The sequence below is a fragment of the Streptomyces sp. NPDC058221 genome (genome assembly GCF_042882365.1).
Lineage (GTDB): Bacteria > Actinomycetota > Actinomycetes > Streptomycetales > Streptomycetaceae > Streptomyces.
In genome coordinates this window covers 1-19,568 of the sequence record NZ_JBHVWF010000037.1, presented here as the reverse complement: position 1 = coordinate 19,568, position 19,568 = coordinate 1, and the positions used below count along the sequence as shown (strand labels likewise).

The 19,568-nt window shown below is 68.7% G+C and carries 15 protein-coding genes; 12 read left to right on the top strand and 3 right to left on the bottom strand.

Annotated features, from left to right (window positions below; genetic code table 11):
- The first annotated feature begins 464 nt into the window (after positions 1–464).
- Genes ACFVW8_RS14815 through ACFVW8_RS14785 form a run of 7 tightly spaced genes read left to right on the top strand, consistent with a single transcriptional unit; the run spans position 465 to position 7,659 of the window.
- Complete coding sequence (locus ACFVW8_RS14815; RefSeq protein ID WP_389689803.1) at positions 465–1,982, top strand: DUF4127 family protein; 1,518 nt, start codon at positions 465–467, stop codon at positions 1,980–1,982.
- A gap of 1 nt (position 1,983) precedes the next feature.
- Complete coding sequence (locus ACFVW8_RS14810; RefSeq protein ID WP_389689801.1) at positions 1,984–3,318, top strand: ABC transporter substrate-binding protein; 1,335 nt, start codon at positions 1,984–1,986, stop codon at positions 3,316–3,318.
- 5 nt (positions 3,319–3,323) lie between these two features.
- The gene (locus ACFVW8_RS14805) at positions 3,324–4,277 is read left to right on the top strand and encodes a carbohydrate ABC transporter permease (protein WP_389689799.1); all 954 of its coding nucleotides are present in this window, start codon (positions 3,324–3,326) and stop codon (positions 4,275–4,277) included.
- Positions 4,277–5,179 (top strand): carbohydrate ABC transporter permease, encoded by a 903-nt coding sequence (locus ACFVW8_RS14800; RefSeq protein WP_389689797.1) that lies wholly within the window; start codon positions 4,277–4,279, stop codon positions 5,177–5,179. The genes ACFVW8_RS14805 and ACFVW8_RS14800 overlap by 1 nt, the downstream gene beginning before the upstream one ends.
- Before the next feature lie 25 nt (positions 5,180–5,204).
- Positions 5,205–5,960, top strand: coding sequence for a GntR family transcriptional regulator (locus ACFVW8_RS14795; protein WP_389689795.1), 756 nt, complete (start codon positions 5,205–5,207; stop codon positions 5,958–5,960).
- On the top strand, positions 5,957–6,901 hold the full coding sequence (locus tag ACFVW8_RS14790) for an ROK family protein (protein WP_389689793.1): 945 nt from the start codon (positions 5,957–5,959) through the stop codon (positions 6,899–6,901). The genes ACFVW8_RS14795 and ACFVW8_RS14790 overlap by 4 nt, the downstream gene beginning before the upstream one ends.
- A 26-nt stretch (positions 6,902–6,927) precedes the next feature.
- A complete protein-coding gene (locus tag ACFVW8_RS14785; protein ID WP_389689791.1) occupies positions 6,928–7,659 on the top strand; it encodes an N-acetylmannosamine-6-phosphate 2-epimerase in 732 nt (243 codons plus the stop codon).
- A 53-nt stretch (positions 7,660–7,712) separates the two neighbouring features.
- Here ACFVW8_RS14785 and ACFVW8_RS14780 read toward each other — a convergent pair whose 3' ends face one another.
- Positions 7,713–10,415: a glycoside hydrolase family 97 catalytic domain-containing protein gene (locus tag ACFVW8_RS14780; protein ID WP_389689789.1), complete on the bottom strand. Its 2,703-nt coding sequence runs from the start codon at positions 10,413–10,415 to the stop codon at positions 7,713–7,715.
- Between the two features lie 440 nt (positions 10,416–10,855).
- Here ACFVW8_RS14780 and ACFVW8_RS14775 point away from each other — a divergent pair, with 440 nt between their 5' ends.
- The gene (locus ACFVW8_RS14775; RefSeq protein ID WP_389689787.1) at positions 10,856–13,246 is read left to right on the top strand and encodes a DNAJC11 domain-containing protein; all 2,391 of its coding nucleotides are present in this window, start codon (positions 10,856–10,858) and stop codon (positions 13,244–13,246) included.
- A 150-nt stretch (positions 13,247–13,396) separates the two neighbouring features.
- Here the strand turns inward: ACFVW8_RS14775 and ACFVW8_RS14770 are convergent, their stop codons facing one another.
- Positions 13,397–13,801, bottom strand: coding sequence for a hypothetical protein (locus ACFVW8_RS14770; RefSeq protein WP_389689785.1), 405 nt, complete (start codon positions 13,799–13,801; stop codon positions 13,397–13,399).
- A 309-nt stretch (positions 13,802–14,110) separates the two neighbouring features.
- On the opposite strand from ACFVW8_RS14770, the gene ACFVW8_RS14765 reads away from it, so the two are divergent.
- Both ACFVW8_RS14765 and ACFVW8_RS14760 read left to right on the top strand, forming a co-directional pair.
- Complete coding sequence (locus tag ACFVW8_RS14765) at positions 14,111–15,019, top strand: helix-turn-helix domain-containing protein (RefSeq protein WP_389689783.1); 909 nt, start codon at positions 14,111–14,113, stop codon at positions 15,017–15,019.
- On the top strand, positions 15,016–15,867 hold the full coding sequence (locus ACFVW8_RS14760) for a helix-turn-helix domain-containing protein (protein WP_389689781.1): 852 nt from the start codon (positions 15,016–15,018) through the stop codon (positions 15,865–15,867). Before ACFVW8_RS14765 ends, ACFVW8_RS14760 begins: the two co-directional genes overlap by 4 nt.
- Before the next feature lie 132 nt (positions 15,868–15,999).
- On the opposite strand, the gene ACFVW8_RS14755 is transcribed toward ACFVW8_RS14760, so the two are convergent.
- A complete protein-coding gene (locus ACFVW8_RS14755; RefSeq protein ID WP_389689779.1) occupies positions 16,000–16,947 on the bottom strand; it encodes a methionyl-tRNA formyltransferase in 948 nt (315 codons plus the stop codon).
- A 249-nt stretch (positions 16,948–17,196) separates the two neighbouring features.
- Between ACFVW8_RS14755 and ACFVW8_RS14750 the strand changes: the two genes are divergently transcribed.
- Together ACFVW8_RS14750 and ACFVW8_RS14745 are read left to right on the top strand one after the other, a co-directional pair.
- Positions 17,197–18,546: a lysine N(6)-hydroxylase/L-ornithine N(5)-oxygenase family protein gene (locus ACFVW8_RS14750; protein WP_389689778.1), complete on the top strand. Its 1,350-nt coding sequence runs from the start codon at positions 17,197–17,199 to the stop codon at positions 18,544–18,546.
- Between the two features lie 119 nt (positions 18,547–18,665).
- The coding region (locus tag ACFVW8_RS14745) for an iron-siderophore ABC transporter substrate-binding protein (protein WP_389689776.1) at positions 18,666–19,568 on the top strand (903 nt) is incomplete at its 3' end.

Below are 19,568 nucleotides of genomic sequence, written 5' to 3'. Positions count from 1 at the left end.
CGCTGAACGCGGGGCCACGCACCTGGAGCGAGCCGAGCATGGGCTTGCTGTTCTCGTGGTAGTACACCCCGCTTCGCGGCCCGGCGGGATGACGAGACCGGCCAGGTCATCCAAGAACTATTGCGCTGCCCGGTCCGGGAACGGTCCCGCCGTTCGTGACGGCAGGGGCCCCGACGGCCGCATGGACACCGCCGGGCACCCGCTTGGCCGGGTCGAGACCGGTGAGGACTGCGGCGTCCGGTGAAGGTGCTTGGTGGAGGCGTCTGGATCGCTGGGCGGTGCACTGCGGTGCAAGCCGGTCGCCTGCCAGGGGCATTCCACGCCTTGACCCAGTGGTTCGGACCACTCGGCCCAACTGTGCGCGAATTAGCGCGTTTTATCCTCTTGACCCGGTGATTGGATCGGACCAAAATCGCCGTGTACTTCTTCTTCGGCCCTTGGAGGCTGTTGTGCGCATCGGTTTGATGCCGCTTGATGAACGCCCGGTCAACGCCCGTCTCCCACAGCAGGTCGCCGCGATCGCCGGTTTCGAGACCGTGCTTCCGCCCGTGGCGGCGCTCAGCCGCAAGCGGGAGCCGGGGGACACCGAAGTCCTGGCCCGGTGGCTCGAGGAGTGTGTGACCGGAGCGGAGCAGACGCAGGCCCTGGTCATCGCGTTGGACATGCTCGGGTACGGGGGCCTCATCGCCGCCCGTACCACTCAGGATTCGACGGCTCTGGTGCTCTCCCGGTGGGAGGTGCTACGCCGGGTTCGGGCAGCCGCACCGGCCTGCGCGATACATGCGGTCTCCCTTGTGACCAGAGCCCCCAACTCGTACAACAACGACGAGGAGCCCGAGTACTGGGAGCGCATCGGGGTGGACCTCCATCAGTACGGAGCCTCTCTGGACCGCGAGTTCCGCAGCGAGCCGCACGCACCCGAGAAAACCCCGGACGAGTTCCGCAAGCGACTGCCCGCGGACGCCGTGGACGACTTCGCACGTCGTCGTCTGCGCAATCACACGGCCAATCTCGCGGCGGTCTCCCTGGCTGCGGACCGGGTTCTCGACACGTTGCTGATCACCGCTGACGACACTGCGGAACGCTCAGCGGGAAGTCTGGAACAGCAGTGGCTGGGGCAGTGGCACCGCGCCTTGGCTGACGTGTCCGGCAGCGTTCTCATGCATCCGGGCGCAGACGAGGTCGGCGCGGTCCTGACTGCCCGTGCTGTCCTGGCCGGCCTCGGCGTCGCGCTGCGCGTCGCACCCGTCTGCGCGGTTCCTGGGGGAGCGGAACGCGTGGCACCGTACGAGAACATCCCGATCGCTCAGGGAGCAAAGGGGCATGTGCACGGCACAGGCTCCACGGTGGCCACCGCCGAGGAGGCGGATCTGGTCGTCGTGATCCACCCGCCGGACCCGGCAGGAGGAGACTGGGCGCACCGCCATCCCGTCGTCCGCAGTGGCGACGACCCGGAGGTGCGGGCCACGGTCGAAGAGGTCCTGCGCCATGCACGGCGCGGGGTGCCGGTGGCGGTCGCCGACTGCGCCTACCCCAACGGCTCGGACCCGGCACTGGTGGCCGCCTTGGCCGAACAGCTGCCCTTGACCTCGCTCGCGGGATACGCCGGCTGGAACACCGCCGGCAACACCATGGGCAGCGTAATCGCCCAAGCCACGGTGTACACGGCGGCCCTGCGGGCCGGCACCGTCGACCACACCGCGCACCGCGGCCTGCTGCTGCACCGTCTTGTCGAGGACTGCGCCTACATGGCCGGAATCCGAGGACGTGCGCTCGCGACCTTCACCGACCAGGTCCGCCACAGCACTCTGTCGGACGACCTGGTGGAACCGGTACGCGAGTGGATCGCGAAACGGCTGGCCACGGCCCCCGCTCAGTTCCAGGGCTTCGAGGGATGGAGGCTCACCCCGAACACGGTGACCCTGCCGTGGAAGCGCACCTTCGAGGTCGACTTCACCGTGGCCGCGCCCGAGGGGACCTGAGATGGCGATGCGGAGACTGCGCCATCTGCTGGCCTACGCCGTGGCCGTCTGCCTGACGTCCACCGGGTGCGGGGTCGCCACATCCGACGTTCCCCTCGACCAGCCGGGCAGGGAGCCGGTCACGATCACTGTCTGGAGTGCCTACAACGGCCGCGAACTCGGCGTCTTCGATGACGTCATCGATGACTTCGAGCGGGAACACCCCTGGATCACCGTCAAGAGCGTCGGATCGCAGGACAACGACCGGATGGTTGCCGCCCTGCGTGGCGGTCCGGCCCCCGACGTGCAGTGGGCGCCGCAAAGCGACCTGGCAGGTGTCTACTGCCCGAGCGGCGGCTGGCGCGACCTCGCGCACTACATCGAACGGGACGGGATCGACGCCAAGACCTTCGTACCGGCCGCCTGGGGAGCCAGCACCGCCGACGACACCCGCTGCGCGCTTCCCGTCCTCGGCGACATGTACGGCCTCTACTACAACAAGAAGCTGCTGGCCGAGGCCGGCCTCGACGGCCCGCCGCGGACGATGAGCGAACTCGATTCCTACGCACGCAAACTCACCGTCCGAAGCGGCAAGAAGATAGAGCGGGCAGGGTACGCGCCGCTCACACTCTTCTACGCCAACCGTCCGAGCTACGAGGGCCAGCTGTGGGGCGCCGAATGGTTCGACAAGGACGGGAAGTCCACAGTGGCGAGCGACCCGGACTGGAAGCGCCTGCTCCAATGGCGCAAAAAGCTGATCGACTGGTATGGCTACGACAACCTCCGTGCCTTCACTGCCGGGGCCGGCGCCCAGTACAGCACCTCGAACGCCTTCCAGACCGGGCAGCTGGCCATGATGCTCGACGGCGAGTTCCGCACGGCCTTCGTCCAGGACGAGGCACCCGACCTCGACTACGGGACCGCGCCGTTCCCCGCCCCGGATGACCGGCCGGACAGCTACGGCGCGGGTGCCTGGACCGTGCACCTTGCGGGAATCACCAACCGCAGCACCCACCCGGAGGCGGCCTGGCAGCTGGTCAAGTGGCTGGCCACCGACACCGGCGCGCAGACCGCACTCGCCAAGGGCCTGCACAACGTGCCCACCACGCAAGCAGCCGTGAAGTCGCCCGAACTGGCGGCCATTCCCCACTTCAAACCGTTCCTCGACATGGCGGCCAACGCGCACAGCAAGGTACCGCCCAACACGCCGGCCGGCGTGAGTTACCAGGACACCATGGCCTCCTTCCTGCAGGAGTGGGAAGCCGGTGCCGTCTCCGACGCCCAGCAAGGGCTGTCCGAACAGGCGGCAAAGATCGACGAGTTCATCGACCAGATCACCATCGGGAAGGAGAAGTGACAACGATGACGACGTCTACGGCCCCCGCCACCCGAACCAGGCCGCGCAGACGGGTCAACTGGGCGGCGGTTGCCTTCATGACGCCCTGGGCCATCGGATTCACCGTCTTCTTCGTCTATCCACTGCTCGCCAACGTCTACCTCTCTTTCACCCGCTACGACCTGATCTCGTCGGCCCGCTTCGTCGGTCTCGACAACTGGCTCTTCCTCTTCCGTGACGACGCCCTGCTCACCGGCCTGCGCAACAGCGCCTGGATGTTGCTGATCGGCGTACCCGTCAAGCTGCTCCTCGCATTCGGCATCGCCATGCTGGTCTCCCGGGTACGACGCGGCGCCGGCATCGTCCGCACCGTGTTCTATCTGCCGCACCTGATGCCGCTGGTCGCCGCCGCACTGGCCTTCGTAGTCCTGCTCAACCCGGCGTCCGGTCCTGTCAACACCTTGCTGGACATGATCGGTCTGGACGGGCCGCTCTGGTTCAACGACCCCGACTGGGCGAAGCCGTCCCTGCTGATGCTGGACAGCTGGATGGTCGGCAACCTTATGGTGATCTTCCTTGCGGCGGTGCTCGATGTCCCCCAGCAGCTCTACGAGGCCGCCGAACTCGACGGCGCGGGCCGGCTGGGCAAACTGTGGCACGTCACCCTGCCGTCCATCCGCCCCGTGCTCGCCTTCGCGGCCGTGACCGCGGCCATCGACGCACTGCAGTACTTCACCCAGGCATACGTGGTGGCCACGTCGCTGTCCGGAGGCGCCACAACCGGCGCGGAGTCCCTCGGCTCCCCGAACGACTCGACGCTCTTCTTCCCTGTGCTGCTGTACAAGCAGGGCTTCCGCTACTTCAACATGGGCTACGCGTCCGCTCTGGCGCTGCTGTTGTTCGCGGTGTCGTTCGTCGTCGCCTTCGTCATACTCCGGCGGGCGAACCGCTGGTCGTCGGATCTGTCCGGAGTGAGCTGATGACCGTCCTGTCCTCCCCACCCGCTTCCGCCACCTCACCCGTGCGGCCCCCGTCGCGCCGCGAGCGGCGTCTGGCCCGCAGGCACCGGTTTCTGACTGTGGTGGCCGAGCGATCCCTGCTGATCGCCCTCGTCGTCATCGTCCTCATGCCGTTCGTCATGATCGGGCTGACGGCCCTGATGTCGAACGAGCAGACGCTGTCGCCCAATCTCTGGCCCTCCACGTTCCAGTGGCACAACTTCTCGGACGTCTTCACGCGCATACCGCTGGTCCGCTACGCGGGCAACACGCTCCTCTACGCGGCATTGGCCACCATCGGAACGATCATCTCCAGCGTGCCTGCCGCCTACGCCATGGCGAAGATGCGCTGGCGTGGACGGAACCTGTGGTTCCTGATGACGGTGTCCGTCATGATGCTCCCCGCCCAGGTCACTTTGGTGCCGCTGTACTCGATGTGGGCAAGCATGGACATGGTCGGCAGCCTGGCTCCGCTGATCGTCCCTCTGTTCTTCGGCCACGCCTTCTCCATCTTCCTGCTGCGCCAGTTCTTCCTGACGATCCCGCAGGAGTGCCTGGAGGCGGCCAAGATAGATGGCTGCGGTGAACTGAGGACCTTGTTCAGTGTCGTTCTCCCCCTGGTACGCCCTGCCATAGCGGCCGTAGCCGTCTTCCAGTTCACCTTCTGCTGGAACGACTTCATGGGGCCCCTGCTCTACGTGGGCAACGACGACCGGAACTGGACCCTGTCCGTCGGACTGGCCCAGTTCCGGTCGACGTATCAGGTGGAATGGAACCTGACCATGGCGGCGTCCCTCGTCGCGGCGCTGCCCGTGGTGGTGCTGTTCTTCTTCGCGCAGAAGACCTTTGTCAGGGGTATCGCACTCACCGGTGTCAAGGGATGACGTACGAGCTGGAAAGGACGTGGTCGTGACCACAGAGGAAGTCCTCACGGACGGGGACGGACCGCACGACGCGGACCGCAGACCCAAGCACGAGCAACTGCGCGCCCGGCTGCGCGGCGAGATCGAGCTGATGAAACCGCACACCGCTCTGCCCACCGAACGAGAACTGGTCTCGCGCTACCAGGTCTCCCGCTCAACCGTGCGCCAAGCGCTCGACGCCCTCGCGGACGACGGAATCGTCTACCGGGTGCACGGCGCGGGTACGTTCGTCGCGGCCCCGACCATCTCCAAGTCCCATCGGCTGACCTCCTTCACCGAGGACATGCGGGCCCGAGGACTCGTACCGGGTACCCGTCTCCTGGCCGCCGACGAGGCGCCCGCCGGGCGGCAGATCGCGGAGGAACTGCAGATCACGCCCACCGATCCGGTTGTCCGTCTGGTGCGGGTACGGTCCGCGGACGAGCGCCCCATGTGCCTGGAGACCGTACAGCTCGTGGCCGAGCGCGTGCCCGACCTGCTGCGCCGCGACCTCGGCGGTTCGCTCTACGTCCTGCTGGAGAATGACTACGGGCTGCGCCTGGTGCGTGCCGAACAGGTATGGACCGCCATTGCCCTCGACGACCGAAGCGCCGTCCTGCTGGGCGTGCCCACCGGTTCGCCTGCCTTCCTCGTCCAGCGCACCAGCTTCGACGACCGGGACCGGCCGCAGGAAGCCACCACCAGCATCTACCGGGCCGACCGGTACAACGTCCGACTGAACGTACGCAGGAGCCAGTCATGACAGAGGCCCCGCTGCCCCCCGACTGGTGGGGCCTGGGCATCGATGTCGGCGGTACGAAGACGGCGGCGGCCGTCGTCGGCCCGACCGGCATCCTTCACCACTCGGTGTCCCTCCCCACCCCGGCCCAGGCTGGACCCGACGCGGTTCTGGACACGATGGCCGAAGCGGCACGCAGCGTCCTTCACAAGGCGGGCAGGACACTGCCCGCTGCCGTCGGCGTCAGCACAGGAGGGGTGATCGACAGCGCTACGGGAATGGTCGTCTCGGCCACCGACCTGCTGCGTGGCTGGGCGGGCACAGCCGTGGGGGCGGGCTTGTCGAAACGGCTGGACGGCGTAGCGGTCGCCGCCGACAACGACGGCAATGCCCTGGGGCTCGGCGAGAGCAGGTTCGGCGCCGCGCGAGGGTTGGACGACGTGCTGTTCGCCGCAGTGGGCACGGGCGTCGCCGGGGCGCTCATCCTCAGCGGTCGGCTCGTCCGTGGAGCCCATCACACGGCGGGAGAGCTCGGTCACCTGCCCGCCGTGGGGGCGGACGACAGACGCTGCAGTTGCGGACGGCTGGGCCACCTTGAAGCGGCTGCGGCCGGTCCGTCGATGACCGCGCGCTTCCGGAGTCTGCGCGGCGACCCCACCGCCACGGACCTGCCGGCTGTCACCGCGCTCGCCGTCTCCGGTGACTCACTGGCCGAGAACGTACTGCGCGAAGGAGCCACCGTCCTCGGCCGCACGCTGGGCGGTCTGGTGAATCTCCTGGACCCCGATGCCGTCGTCGTGGGAGGGGGCGTAATGGCCTGTGGCGACCTGTACCGCGACGCACTCGAAACGGCCTTCCGGTCCGAACTCCTGCCGGGAGTCGATTCCGTCCCCCTGCTCCCCGCTTCAGCGGGCCCGCTCGCCGCTGTGGCCGGGGCGGCGCTGCTCCCGCTCGAAGTGCCATGACCGCCTCATCGACAGGAAGCCTCTCCATGTCTATCGACCACCCCCGCAGCCGGTCCGAAAGGCCGCTGGGCGCTGAGCCGGCCGCACTGGAGGGAGGACTCATTGTCTCCTGCCAGGCCGCGCCCGGTAGTCCCCTGCATGGTCCCGTTCACATGACGGCGATGGCGCACGCCGCGGAGCTCGGCGGAGCCGTCGCCATCCGTGCCAACGGCACCGCCGATGTGCGGGCCATCGCGTCCTCGACAGCCCTTCCGCTGATCGGTCTTTGGAAGGACGGCGACGACGGTGTCTACATCACTCCGACAGTCGGTCACGCCGTGGCCGTCGCGGAGGCCGGTGCGGACATCGTCGCCGTCGACGGGACGGCGAGGCCACGGCCGGACGGAGAGACACTCGGGGACATAATCGTCGCCCTGCACGCGCGGGGCGTGCTGGTCATGGCTGATGTCTCCACGTTCGAGGAGGGCATCGCAGCATCCGAGGCAGGTTCCGACCTGGTTTCCACGACCCTGTCCGGCTACACACCTGACAGCCCGCCGGGTCCGGAGCCGGACTTCGGTCTGATCACGGCGCTCTCGAGCCGGCTCTCCGTACCGGTGATCGCCGAAGGGAGGCTGCGGACCCCGGACGACGTGTCTGCTGCCTTCCGTGCCGGGGCATTCAGCGTGGTGGTGGGCACCGCCATCACCGCTCCCACCTGGATCACCCGCCGTTTCGCCGACGCGGCTCCGTGCCACCTCTCAGCGCCGCTGCCGTGAGTCGTGGGGCGTTCCCGCGGCTCACGGCAACGACGTGTCCCGGGCCCGACCGGCTATCGGCGGTCGGTGCCGGCGGCGACGTGCAGTTGTGCGTCGGCCCAGTCCGCGTGGTCGGAGTCGTTGCCGTCGCCGCCGTCCGTCACGCGCAGGGTCAGCCGCTGCACGCCGGTGACGTCGATGTCGAAGGCATGGGCGGCGTCGTTCGGGCCCATGACCCCGCTCGTGCCCAGTACCTTCCCGTCGCCGATGACTTCGAAGACCGCGGAACCCTTGTCCGGCTTCTCCTCGTCGATGCCGGCGTCGGCTTCGAAACGGTCATAGGCACCCCCCAGGTCGACCGTCACCTCGGAGGGCGCGTGCGTGCCGAGCCCCTTGTCGTACGTCCGGTCGCCGATACGCAGCGGGCCCCCGTCGCCCTTGGCCGACTCGCCGTTGGACGTGTCCCGCTCGACCGGGCCCCAGCCGTTGCTCTCCGCCGAGAAGGGGAGATCGCTGACGTAGTCGATGCCGGGCGGCGACACGAAGACCCGGGCCTGCCTGTGCAGACTCAGTTTCGGGGCCGTCGCGCCCTCGGCCGGGTCCCGGTAGGTGACGGTCACCGGTATGTCCGTCCAGCCGTAGGCGGGCTGCTCCGGCACGGTGATCCGCCAGTCCGCGCTCAGCGGCTGACCGGTCGCCAGCTCGGCTGTGGTCGCCCCCGGTCCCTCTATGCCCCAGCCCTCCGGGGCCTTCGCGGTGAGCGTGACATCCTTGACCGGACCGGACTCGTCGACCGTGAAGCTGCCGTCGAGCTTCACCTCCGTGCCCGGATCCGCCGAGGTCTGCCGCGGGTCCACGGTCAGCGTGCCCGAAGGGACACGGCGTACGGGCTCGTCGCAACTGGCCCGGCCGGGCACGGCACGGCAGGCGATCGCGGTGAATCCGCCGTTCTCCACCCCCGGTACCTCCAGGGTGTCGTGGCGGGTGAGCAGCCGGCTCTCCCGGACCAGGCCGTCCGAGCCGTCGCGGACCACGTCGACGCGCCACTTCCCGCCGCTCAGGAAGTCCAGTGGCACTCGGTGGGTACGAGCCGCACCCGCGGCCATCTCGCCCAGGAACCATCGGGCGCCGCTGCGCCGTGCGAAGCCGGCGCTCCGGCCGGGCGCGCTGCCCTTCAGCAGCTTCGTCTCGTCCCAGACCGTCGGCACCTGCTCCAGGAAGCGGGCCAGTTCGGGGCGGGCACGGTACTCCTCGATGCTGCCCGCGAAGTTCTGCAGACCCGACTCGAAGATGACGGACAGGGCCAGTTCAGCCGCTTCGGATGTGTTGTGCTCACCGAACTGGAAACCCATCGGGGTGAAGTCCATCGACCCGACGACGTTACGGGTGAACGGGAGTGTCGCGATGTTGTCGGCCCGGACGTCGCCCTGCTCGGCGCCGTGCACCGCCTCCATCGACATCACCTGCGGCCAGGTGCGCTGGATGCCGTTCGGGATGGTGGAGCCGTGGAAGTCGACGACGAGTTCGCGCTCGGCCGTGGCCTTGAGTATCGCGTCGTACCACTGATAACGCTCACGGGTGTCGGAGTCCATGAAGTCGATCTTGAGGCCGGCGGCGCCCCACTTCTTGACCTTGTCCAGCTGCGCGTCACGCTCGGCGGCGGTGTCGAGATCCGTCCAGGCCATCCACAGCAGGATCTTCACTCCGCGTCGTTTCGCGTAGTCCATGAGCTGCGGCATCCAGTCCGTGGTCTTCCAGCCGTCGTCGACGAGGGCGTACTGCCACCCGTGCGCCGCCGCGTAGTCCACGAACTTCTCCTGCGTCTCCAGGCTGCGCTGAGCCTCGTTGAACCCGGCCAACCATGACCAGGCGACTTTCCCGGGCTTGATCCAGGAGGTGTCGCGGATCCGGGACGGCGGTGCCAGGTCGTCGATGAGAGTGGACTCGGTGACGGACGCGAGATCGCCGATGACGGCGGTGCGCCACGGGGTGGTGAGCGGCCCGTCCGAGTGGACCTCCTTGTCGGCCAGCGCCAACGCGTAGCGTCCGGAGCCCTGTTCGTGTACCAGACGGCTGCCGGAGTACCGGCCGTCCAGGTCCGACTCGGCCAGTACGACGTTCTGGTCGCCCACCTGGAAGAGCGCCGGGTAGCCGTACTCGCCGCTGCCCGCGGAGGCCGCGGTGGTCCGGTCGTAAGGCTGTTCGTGAGGGGCGGCGTAGGTGCTGAGCCAGGCCGGCGAGGAGGCCGGGGGCTGGAAGGCGGAGGCCTCGTGCTCGATGGTCACGCCGTTCTTGCCGGGCAGCACATAGCGGTAGGCCACGCCGTCGTCGGCGGCCCGGACCACCAGATCGAGGCGTGCGCCGTTCTCCCCTTCGAAGGCGAACCGCGACTCGTTCATGTGGACGGACCGCCGGAGCTGCTTGCCGACGGTCGTCGTGTACTTCTCGTTGACCGCCCGGTCGGCACGGTGCAGCAGGTGAAGTCCCGAGGTCAGATCCGCCTGACCGGTGACCACGCCGACGGGTGCGGGTTCCAGGACCGTCCGTCCGTTCCGCCGGACGGAGAAGTCGAGCGAGCCGTCGGTCCGGTCGAGGGTGACGACTGCGGTGGGCCCACCGCGCTGCACCGTCCATGACGTGGCCGCAGAACCGGAATGCGAGGCGACAACGTTGTCAGACAATGCGCTCGCCTGGCCGGCCGAACCCAGGGCAAGTGCGGCGCTGACTGTCGCGGCCATCAGCGCCATGGGGCCGGCGCGCAGGTTTCGTCGTCTCATTCAGTCCTCCGTATCGGAACCGACCAACTATCAACAGCACCGGACGACTTCGCACAGTGCTGGTGCCTGCTTACCGGTCGGAACGAAGCCTGTAAACAGGCCGCACCGGAATCGGTGCAACGCCCGCGGTCCATGAAGGCCTGGGGGCCGTCCGGCGTCGCGTCCGGACGTGGCCGGAGGCCGGAAACTGATTGAAACGTTTAATGGCGTCAGGTGTGTCCGGGTGAGGTTGTACGTCGAGGGGTGGCTCGGATCACTTGCTTCCTGCGCATTGCCTGAATCGAGGCAACCGGCTTAGCCTGTCGCACGGTTGAATCGAATCAACGGGCGCCTCGTCATCTCGGTGAGCTGTCCAGCGTTCGATGCCGGTGAACGAGCACGATGAGCACTGGTCAGCTGACTGACCGACCAGTCTCCTGCCGAGTTTCAGGGAGCACCGCATGGTCACGCGCAGAACGTTCCTGTCCGGCTCGGCGGCCGCAGCGGTGGTCGGTGTCACTTCCGAGCCCGCGGCCGCTGCCCCCACACCGGCCGATGCGACGTCCGTACGTCCGATCGACCGGCAGTCCGTCGTGGCACGCCATCGAGTCGTGCGCGGAAAACTCGACACGCAGAGCCCGCTGCAGGTCGGCAACGGCGGGTTCGCGTTCGGTGTCGACGTCACCGGGCTGCAGACGTTCGTCCCCTTCAACACCATGTCCGACTGGGGGTGGCACAGCTTCCCGCTGCCGCCCGGCCAGGAGCCGTCGGACTTCCGCGGCCAGACCTGGGACACGCACGGCCGTCCCGTCGACTACCCGATCCCGAATCCGGACCAGCCCGAGCTGTCGTCGTGGCTCTACGCCAACCCGGCTCGCATCAACCTCGGACGCATCGGTCTCGAACTGGCCATGCCCGACGGCCGCGCCGCCGGCGCCGGCGACATCACGGGAATCCATCAGGAACTCGACCTGTGGACCGGCGTCGTCGACAGCCGGTTCGAGATCGCCGGTGAACCGGTGCACGTCCGCACCTGCTGCCACCCCGATCACGACACGGTCGCGGTGGAAATCGACTCGCCGCTCGTCGCTGCGGAGCGGTTGGCGGTGTTTCTCGACTTCCCCTACGCCGATGAGCAGGAGTTCGCGGCGTATGTCGGCACCTACGGTGCCCCCGACGCCCACAGGACGACGGCCTCGACCCGAGGGCACAACCACGCCGACATCACCCACCGCATGGACTCCACCGAGTACCACGCCGCGCTCGCCTGGGAAGGCCACGGGGTGTTCACCGGTCCGGACGCCGACGCCGGAGAACTCGTCATCCGCACCGCGCGGTACGGAGCCGACGGTCACTGGGCCGATGTCACCGGCAAGCTCGCGCAACTGGTCGCGGACGATTCACTCATTCTCCTCGTCAACCACCTGAACCTCGGCGACCCGGCGCCCGGCCTGGCCAAGCGCCTGGAGCTCGGCTACACGTACGCGGGCCAGGACCACGACATCGTCGTCCCCGACGACCAGAACCTGTCGATCGGAGCAGCGGCCAACCGGCATCGCTACCGGCTCGCCGGCGACCGCCACGCCGATCGGCTGCGGTTCACCTGCACGTTCACGCCCACGCCGTCCGGCCATGTGCCGACGTCGAGGGCGACCTTCGCGGCGAGCACGCGGTCCTGGCGGCAGTACTGGCTCTCCGGCGGAGCGATCGACCTCTCCGCGAGCACCGACCCGCGCTGGAAGGAACTGGAGCGGCGTGTCGTGCTCTCCCAGTACCTCCTGCGCGCGAACGAGGCGGGCTCGCAGCCGCCGCAGGAGTCCGGGCTCGTCAACAACGGCTGGAACGGCAAGTTCCACATGGAGATGTACTGGTGGCACGGTGCGCACTGGGCGCAGTGGAACCGATGGCCGATGCTCGACCGCAGCCTGGACGTCTATGAACGCTTCCACCGGTCGGCGCGCGACCGAGCACAGTCCCAGGGCTTCCGGGGAGCGCGCTGGCCGAAGTGCACGACGGCCGACGGGCGTGAGTCACCGCACGTCATCCACGCCCTGCTGATGTGGCAACAGCCGCATCCGATCTTCCTGGCCGAGATGGACTACCGGGCGCATCCCGACGAGAGCACGCTGCACAAGTGGCGCGACATCGTCTTCGACACCGCCGACTTCCTCTCCTCCTGGGCCTTCTGGGACAAGGACACGCGCCGCTACATCCTCGGCCCGCCCCTGCACATCGTCTCGGAGAACACCGACCCGAAGACCACGCAGAACCCGGCGTTCGAGCTCGCCTACTGGCGCTTCGGCCTGCGGGTCGCACAGCAGTGGCGTGAACGGCTCGGCCTGCACAGTGATCCGGCGTGGCAGCGTGTCCACGACGGGCTCGCTCCGCTGCCGGTGCAGGACGGCACGTACATCCTGCACGAAGGCGTCCAGGACATGTGGACACAGTGGAACTACGAGCACCCGGCCCTGATCGGCGCGTACGGCTGGCTGCCCGGCGACGGCGTCGACGTCCCCACGATGGCCCGCACCGCAGAGAAGGTCTTCACCGGCTGGCAGTTCGACCGGACCTGGGGATGGGACTTCCCGATGCTCGCCATGTGCGCCGCGCGGCTCGGACGCCCCGACGACGCAGTGGACTTCCTGCTCCACCCGGCCGACGGTTTCCAGTTCGACGACGCCGGCCTGGCAACCGGCGGGCCGTTCCCGTACTTCCCGAGCAACGGCGCGCTGCTGTACGCCATCGCGTTCATGGCAGCCGGCTGGGACGGCGCACCGGACCGGCACGCGCCGGGCTTTCCGGCAGACCGGCGCTGGACGGTGCGCTTCGAAGGGCTGCAGCCGGCCCTGTGAGTCCACGGACGATGAGCGAGTCGGCATGGCCGTGAACCGGTCGCGCCGGCTGCCGGCCCGGCGAGAGTCCCGCCGGTGGCAGTGGGTGATTCCGTGGTGTCACCGCCGGGTGCGGTGACACCACGGAGGTGGGCGTGAGGTGCCGTACGGTCAGCTCCTCGCGGCCTTGAGGAGTACGTGCACGTCGTGGCCCTTGTGCCAGCCCGTGTCGACCAGCGGGCTGTGGCGCTTCTCGTTGCCCCAGCTGTAGTAGCGGTACCAGCTCTGGTGCCAGGAGCCGTTCAGGTTCGAGCCCGTCGCGGTGTACGCCTGGGCGACCTTGCCGTCGCTCTTGTTGTCCCAGAGGTACAGCTGCGCCTTGGTCTGCGTGTTGGAGCCGCTGTAACGGTCGCACTCCCGGTACTTGAGCCCGGCCGCGTTGTGGTTGACCTGGATGGTGCGCCAGCCGGTGCAGGCGCCCTCGGCGGAGGCCGACGGTGCGAGTGCGAGCCCGAGGCCGCTGATACTCAGGACGGTCGTCAGACCGGCCACCGTGAGCCGCTTGCGTACGTTCATGTCCGGGTGTCCTTCCCCGTGGGGTCGAGGGGCGACGCGGGGTGGACCGCACCGCCCGGCTTGTGGCACCAACACTGCTCGCCTTCCCGCCGCCGCCGCGAGGCCCGCCGGCCGGATGGTGTCATGGCGAGACGCGGTCCGCCGTGACCTGCGAAGACGCCGCGTGGGATGAAGTGGCGGCGGGACGCGAGCCCCGGTCGCGCGTGGCCGAAAGCGTCGGTTGCGGCGGCCGGCCCGTGCCCCGCGAGGTGTACCGACGGGGCACGGGGGAGAGAACGTCGAGGACTGTTGTAGGCAAATGGGGGAGTCATGCCGCGTTGGAAGGCATTGCCCGATTCTCAGGACCAGAGAGTCCGGCAACTCGTGGTGCAGTTACGGAGGCTGAAAGACCGGAGCGGGTTGAGCCTGGTCTCGCTCGCGGCCAAGACCGGTTACAGCCGCTCTTCATGGGATCGCTACCTCAACGGTCAGGCCCTGCCGCCGCGGCGCGCGGTGGAGGAACTGGCGCGTGCCGCGGGAGCGGACCCGATCCGGCTTCTGGTGCTGCACGAAGTGGCCGAGGAGGCGTGGCAGCAGCCGGTCACCCCGCCTCCGGCGGCCGGTGCGAAGGACGCGGGCCGACAGGAAGCACCAGGTCAGGAAGTAACCGGGCCCATCCGTGCGGCCGAGGCCGGCGCGGAGCCGGCTGAGGGACCCGCAGACGCTGAGGCACGGTCCCCGGCGGTGGGAGCCGCACAGCCGTGGACAGTGCGCAAGTCCGTCGCTCTGGCCGCCGTGGTGACCGTCGCCCTCGTGGGGATGGGCGCCGGCATGCTGATCGCCGCGCCCTGGGGCGAGGACGACGGGACGGTTGCCCGGATGAAGTCCGTGGCGGCCGGCCCCGTGCCGAGCAGTTCTCCGGCCGGTGCCGCCCAGGGGCCGGGCCGGTACGTCTTCCAGCCAGGAAAGTCCTACCCCTGCAAGGTCCGTGAGGCCGACGAGGCAGGTGGAGGTCTGTACGCCGGTTACAGCACCACCCGCACTGCCGTTCTCGCCGGTCCGGGGTGGGACGTGGTGGAGGCGCAATGCCTGCTGAGCCATCGCCGACTGAACCCGGGCACCGTCGACGGGGTCTACGGGCAGCAGACCATCGCGGCCGTGATGCGCCTGCAGAAGAAGGCCGGGCTGCCGGCGGACGGCGTCGCGGGCCCCCACACCTGGCAGGAGCTCCGCAGGTGACCGGCCCCGCACCCGAATGCGTGGCACTGGCCGAAGGGCTCCGTGACATGAGGGCCCGCACGGGACTGAGCCTGGCGGTGCTGGCCGAGCGCACGGCGTACAGCAAGTCCTCCTGGGAGCGCTATCTCAACGGCAAGAGTCCCGTGCCCCGTCAGGCCGTCGACGGGCTGTGCACGATGGCCGGAGAGCCTGCCGGGCGGCTGCTCGCGCTGTGGGAGCTGGCGGACGCCGAATGGAGCGGCCGCGCCCGGCGGACCCTGCCCGCGGCCCGGCCCGCACCTGCGCCCGCCCCGGTCGACGCAGGTGCTCCGGCCGATGCGGGTGCTCCGGGGAGCGGCCCGGCCGGCCCCGGGCGGGTCCGTCGGCAGTGGCTGTTCACCGTCGCGGTGGGCGCGGCCGCCGTGGCGACGGCCGCGCTGCTGACGGCGTCGGCCGTGCGCGGCCGGGGCACGGATCCGCCGGCGAGCCCGGCATCTCCCGTGCTCGATCCCGAACCCGGATGCCAGGGCAGGGCCTGCGACGGGAAGGACCCCGCGCAGATGTTCTGCGGACTGCCCGGCCGGGCGACCTCCCTCGTCCCACAGCGCCGTACCGCGAGCGGCGCGCGTATGGAGATCCGGTACAGCCCGGTGTGCGCCGCCGCCTGGGGCAGGATCTGGCACGCGGAGACGGGCGACGCCGTCGAGATCTCGACACCTGGTTCGCGCCCGCGTCGCGTGGTCATCATGAGCACATCGGACACGGACGCCTACCGCTTCACCCTGATGATCGGTGGACCCGACCGCACCGGCCTGCACCTGTGCTTCCTGCCGGCGCGCGGCCCCGGCCGGGAATGCGTCAACTCCTGACCGTTGGGGCTCTGTCCCGAGCAGGTGCCGCTCGCGCGCTTCGCTGCCCGAACCATCCCTTCGGGTACGCCGGGTACGTCGGGTAGGCCGGGGAGCTGGCCGACCCCTCGTCGGCCGGGGCCTTCACCGTGCTCAGGGGCGGCTGGTGAGGTATCCGCCCATGGTGGTGAAGTACTCGGTCGCGGGCAGCTCACGGCCGTCCTCGGTCCTCACCCGGGTGATGGCGAGGCCGTGGTTGAGGCCCGTGCGCGCGTCGGCGCCGGCGACGACGGCCACCCCCTCGCCCTCGCGGTAGAAGATCCGGCCGGGCGTCCCGCCGTAGCGGCCCTCGGACACGACGGCGGAGACCACCTCCAGCCGCTTTCCGCGGTGGAAGGTGAAGGCGTTCGGGTACGGCGAGGTCTGGGCGCGCACCAGGCGCTCCAACACCTCGGCGGACCAGTCCCAGTTGATGCGGATGTCCTCCTCGGCGCGCTTGTGGAAGAACGTCGCCTGCGAGCGGTCCTGCCGGGTGAACTCGGTCCGGCCGGAGGCGATCTGGTCCAGTGCGCCGACGGTGACCGGGGCGATCAGCTCGACGGTCTTGTGGAACAGGTCCACGGACGTGTCGCCCGGCTCCACCTTCACCGCGCGCTGGTCCACGATGTCGCCGGCGTCGAGCACCTCGTCCATCATGTGGGCCGTGACACCGACTTCGCTCTCACCGTTGATGAGCGCCCAGATCAGCGGCGAGAAGCCGGCGTACTTTGGGAGCAGCGAGTCATGGACGTTCAGCGTGCCGTGCGGGGGCAGGTTGTAGATCCGCGGCGGGATCCAGGTGCGCCAGTTGTTGGCGACGATGATGTCCGGGGCGGCTTCCTGGAGCAGCCGGAACAGTTCCTCGTCGTCGGGCCGGTTGCGGATGATCACCGGGACGCCGTGCTCCTCGGCCAGGTCAGCGACCGAGTCGCTCCAGATCTTCTCGTACGCGTGCTCGCTCTTGGGGTGCGTCACGACTGTCACCACGTCGTGCTCGGAGTCCAGGAGGGCTTGCAGGGTGCGGTGGCCCCAGGTCTGGTAACCGAACATGGCGACCCGCATGGGTTCCTCCTCAGGTGAGCGACTGATCGAGGCCCAAGTAAAGCAAGCCTTACCTAATGACGCAACGCGCCCTGATTTCAGGTGCGTTAGGTGGGCAGCCTGATGATTCGTCCGGTTTGTCTGGTCGACAGGGCCGTTAAAGTCAGGTTAGCTTTACCTAAGTTCAGCTGGCTGCCGCTTCCGGTGTGCCCGCGTCCCGTTCTTTTCGTCCACGCCTGACAGGCGGCTGTCCCGCACGATGGGAGTGACATGTCACAGGTTGATCCTGGCGACGCACCTCTGATCCACGACCTCATAGGAATCGGCTTCGGCCCGTCCAATGTGGCCATGGCAATCGCGCTCAGTGAGCACAACGCGCGAGTCGGCAGGCAGGAGGCGGTCACGGCTCACTTCTTCGAGCGTCAGCCGTCCTTCGGCTGGCACCGCGGCATGCTCATCGACGACGCGACGATGCAGGTGTCGTTCCTCAAGGACCTGGTGACGCTGCGGGACCCGTCCAGCGAGTACACCTTCCTGCGCTATCTGCAGAGCCGGGGCCGGCTGATCGACTTCGTCAACGGCAAGAACCTCTTCCCGCTGCGAGTCGAGTTCCACGACTACTTCGAGTGGGCCGCGGCGAAGGTCGACGACATGGTCTCCTACGGCCACGAGGTGATCTCCGTCGAGCCCGTCCTGCGGGACGGAGTGGTGGAGTACGTCGACGTGACTGCGCGGTCGGGCACCGAGACGGTCGTCCACCGTGCCCGTAACCTCGTCGTCGGTACCGGACTGCGCCCGCTGATGCCGGAGGGCATCGAGCGCACCGACCGGGTCTGGCACAACTCCGACCTGCTGGCCAAGGTCGACTCCCTGGAGGGCACCGACCCCACCCGGTTCGTCGTGGTCGGCGCCGGACAGAGCGCCGCCGAGAACGTCGCCTATCTCCACCGCCGCTTCCCGCAGGCCGAGGTCTGCGCGGTCTTCTCCCGCTACGGCTACAGCCCCGCCGACGACAGCAGCTTCGCCAACCGGATCTTCGACCCGGAGGCGGTGGACGAGTACTTCACCGCTCCGGACGACGTCAAGCGCAAGCTGATGGGCTACCACGGCAACACCAACTACTCCGTGGTGGACATCGACCTGATCGACGACCTGTACCGCCAGGCGTACCAGGAGAAGGTGCTCGGCACCGAGCGGCTGCGTTTCGTCAACATCTCCCGGCTGACCGGCGTCGAGGAGACAGCGGACAAGGTCCACGCCACCGTCACCTCCCTGGTCACCGGCGAGGAGAGCACGCTCGAGGCCGATGTCGTGGTCCTCGCCACCGGGTACAGCCCCGTCGAACCGCTCGGGCTGCTCGGCGAGGTCGCCGGCCACTGCCGGCGCGACGAGGAGGGCCGTGTCCGGGTCGAGCGCGACTACCGCATCGCGACGGACGAGGAACTGCGCTGCGGCATCTACCTCCAGGGCGGCACCGAGCACACCCACGGCATCACCTCCTCGCTGCTCTCCAACACCGCGATCAGGGTCGGCGAGATCCTCGACTCGATCGTCGAGCGCGGCCTGAAGAACACCTCGGACGAGCCCCGCCCCCTCGCCGACGGCGTCGCCACGCCCTGATCCCCCTTCCCGGTCCGCCATCGGCCCGCCCCCCACACACCAGCCCTGCCCGCCGCTCGTACGGCTGTACGCGGCGGGCTCGGCACGCGCAGTGAGAGAACCCCTTGAAAGGAACATCCGTGTCCACTGGTACACGCCCCGCGCTGACGCGGTTCGTCAGATTCGCTCCCCGAGTGGCCGTCGCGGTCGTCGCCGCCGTCGCTCTGGCCGCCTGTGGGGGCGGCGAGGACAAGGCCGGGTCCAGTGCCTCGGCCGAGGCCGGCGGGAAGTCCGGCGCCTTCCCGGTGACGGTCCAGCACAAGTACGGCAGCACGACGATCGAGGCGGAGCCCAAGCGGATCGTCACGCTGGGCCTCTCCGACCAGGACGCGGTCCTCGCCCTGGGTGTCAAGCCCGTGGGCGCGGTGGACTGGTTCAAGGAGAAGCCGTACGGCAAGTGGCCGTGGACCAAGGACAAGTGGGGCTCCGACCGGCCGGACATCGTCGGAGAGCGCGACGAGTACAACATGGAGAAGATCGCGGCGCTCAAGCCTGACCTGGTCATCGCCCAGTACTCGGGGATGAAGAAGGAGCAGTACGACACCCTCTCCAAGTTCACCAAGGTCGTCGCCCAGCCCAAGGGCCAGCCCGACTACGGGGCGTCGTGGCAGGTGATGACCCGGCAGATCGGCACATCGCTCGGCAGGAAGGCCCAGGCCGAGAAGCTCATCACCGGCATCGACGCCGACTTCAGGAAGGTCCGGGACGAGCACCCCGAGTTCGCCACGAAGACCCTCGCCGTGGCAGACAGCTTCGAGGCGGGGAAGTACTCCGCGTTCACGAAGACCGACCCCAAGTCCATCTTCTTCTCCGAGCTGGGCTTCAAGCTCAAGCCCGAGATCGACAAGCTGGCCAAGCCGGGCTGGAACGCCGCCGAACTCAGCGCCGAGAAGCTGAACGTGCTGGACGTCGACCGACTGGTCTGGGTGACCTCCAGCACCGACGCCAACGACCGGATCAAGGCCGAGCCGCTGTACAGGAAC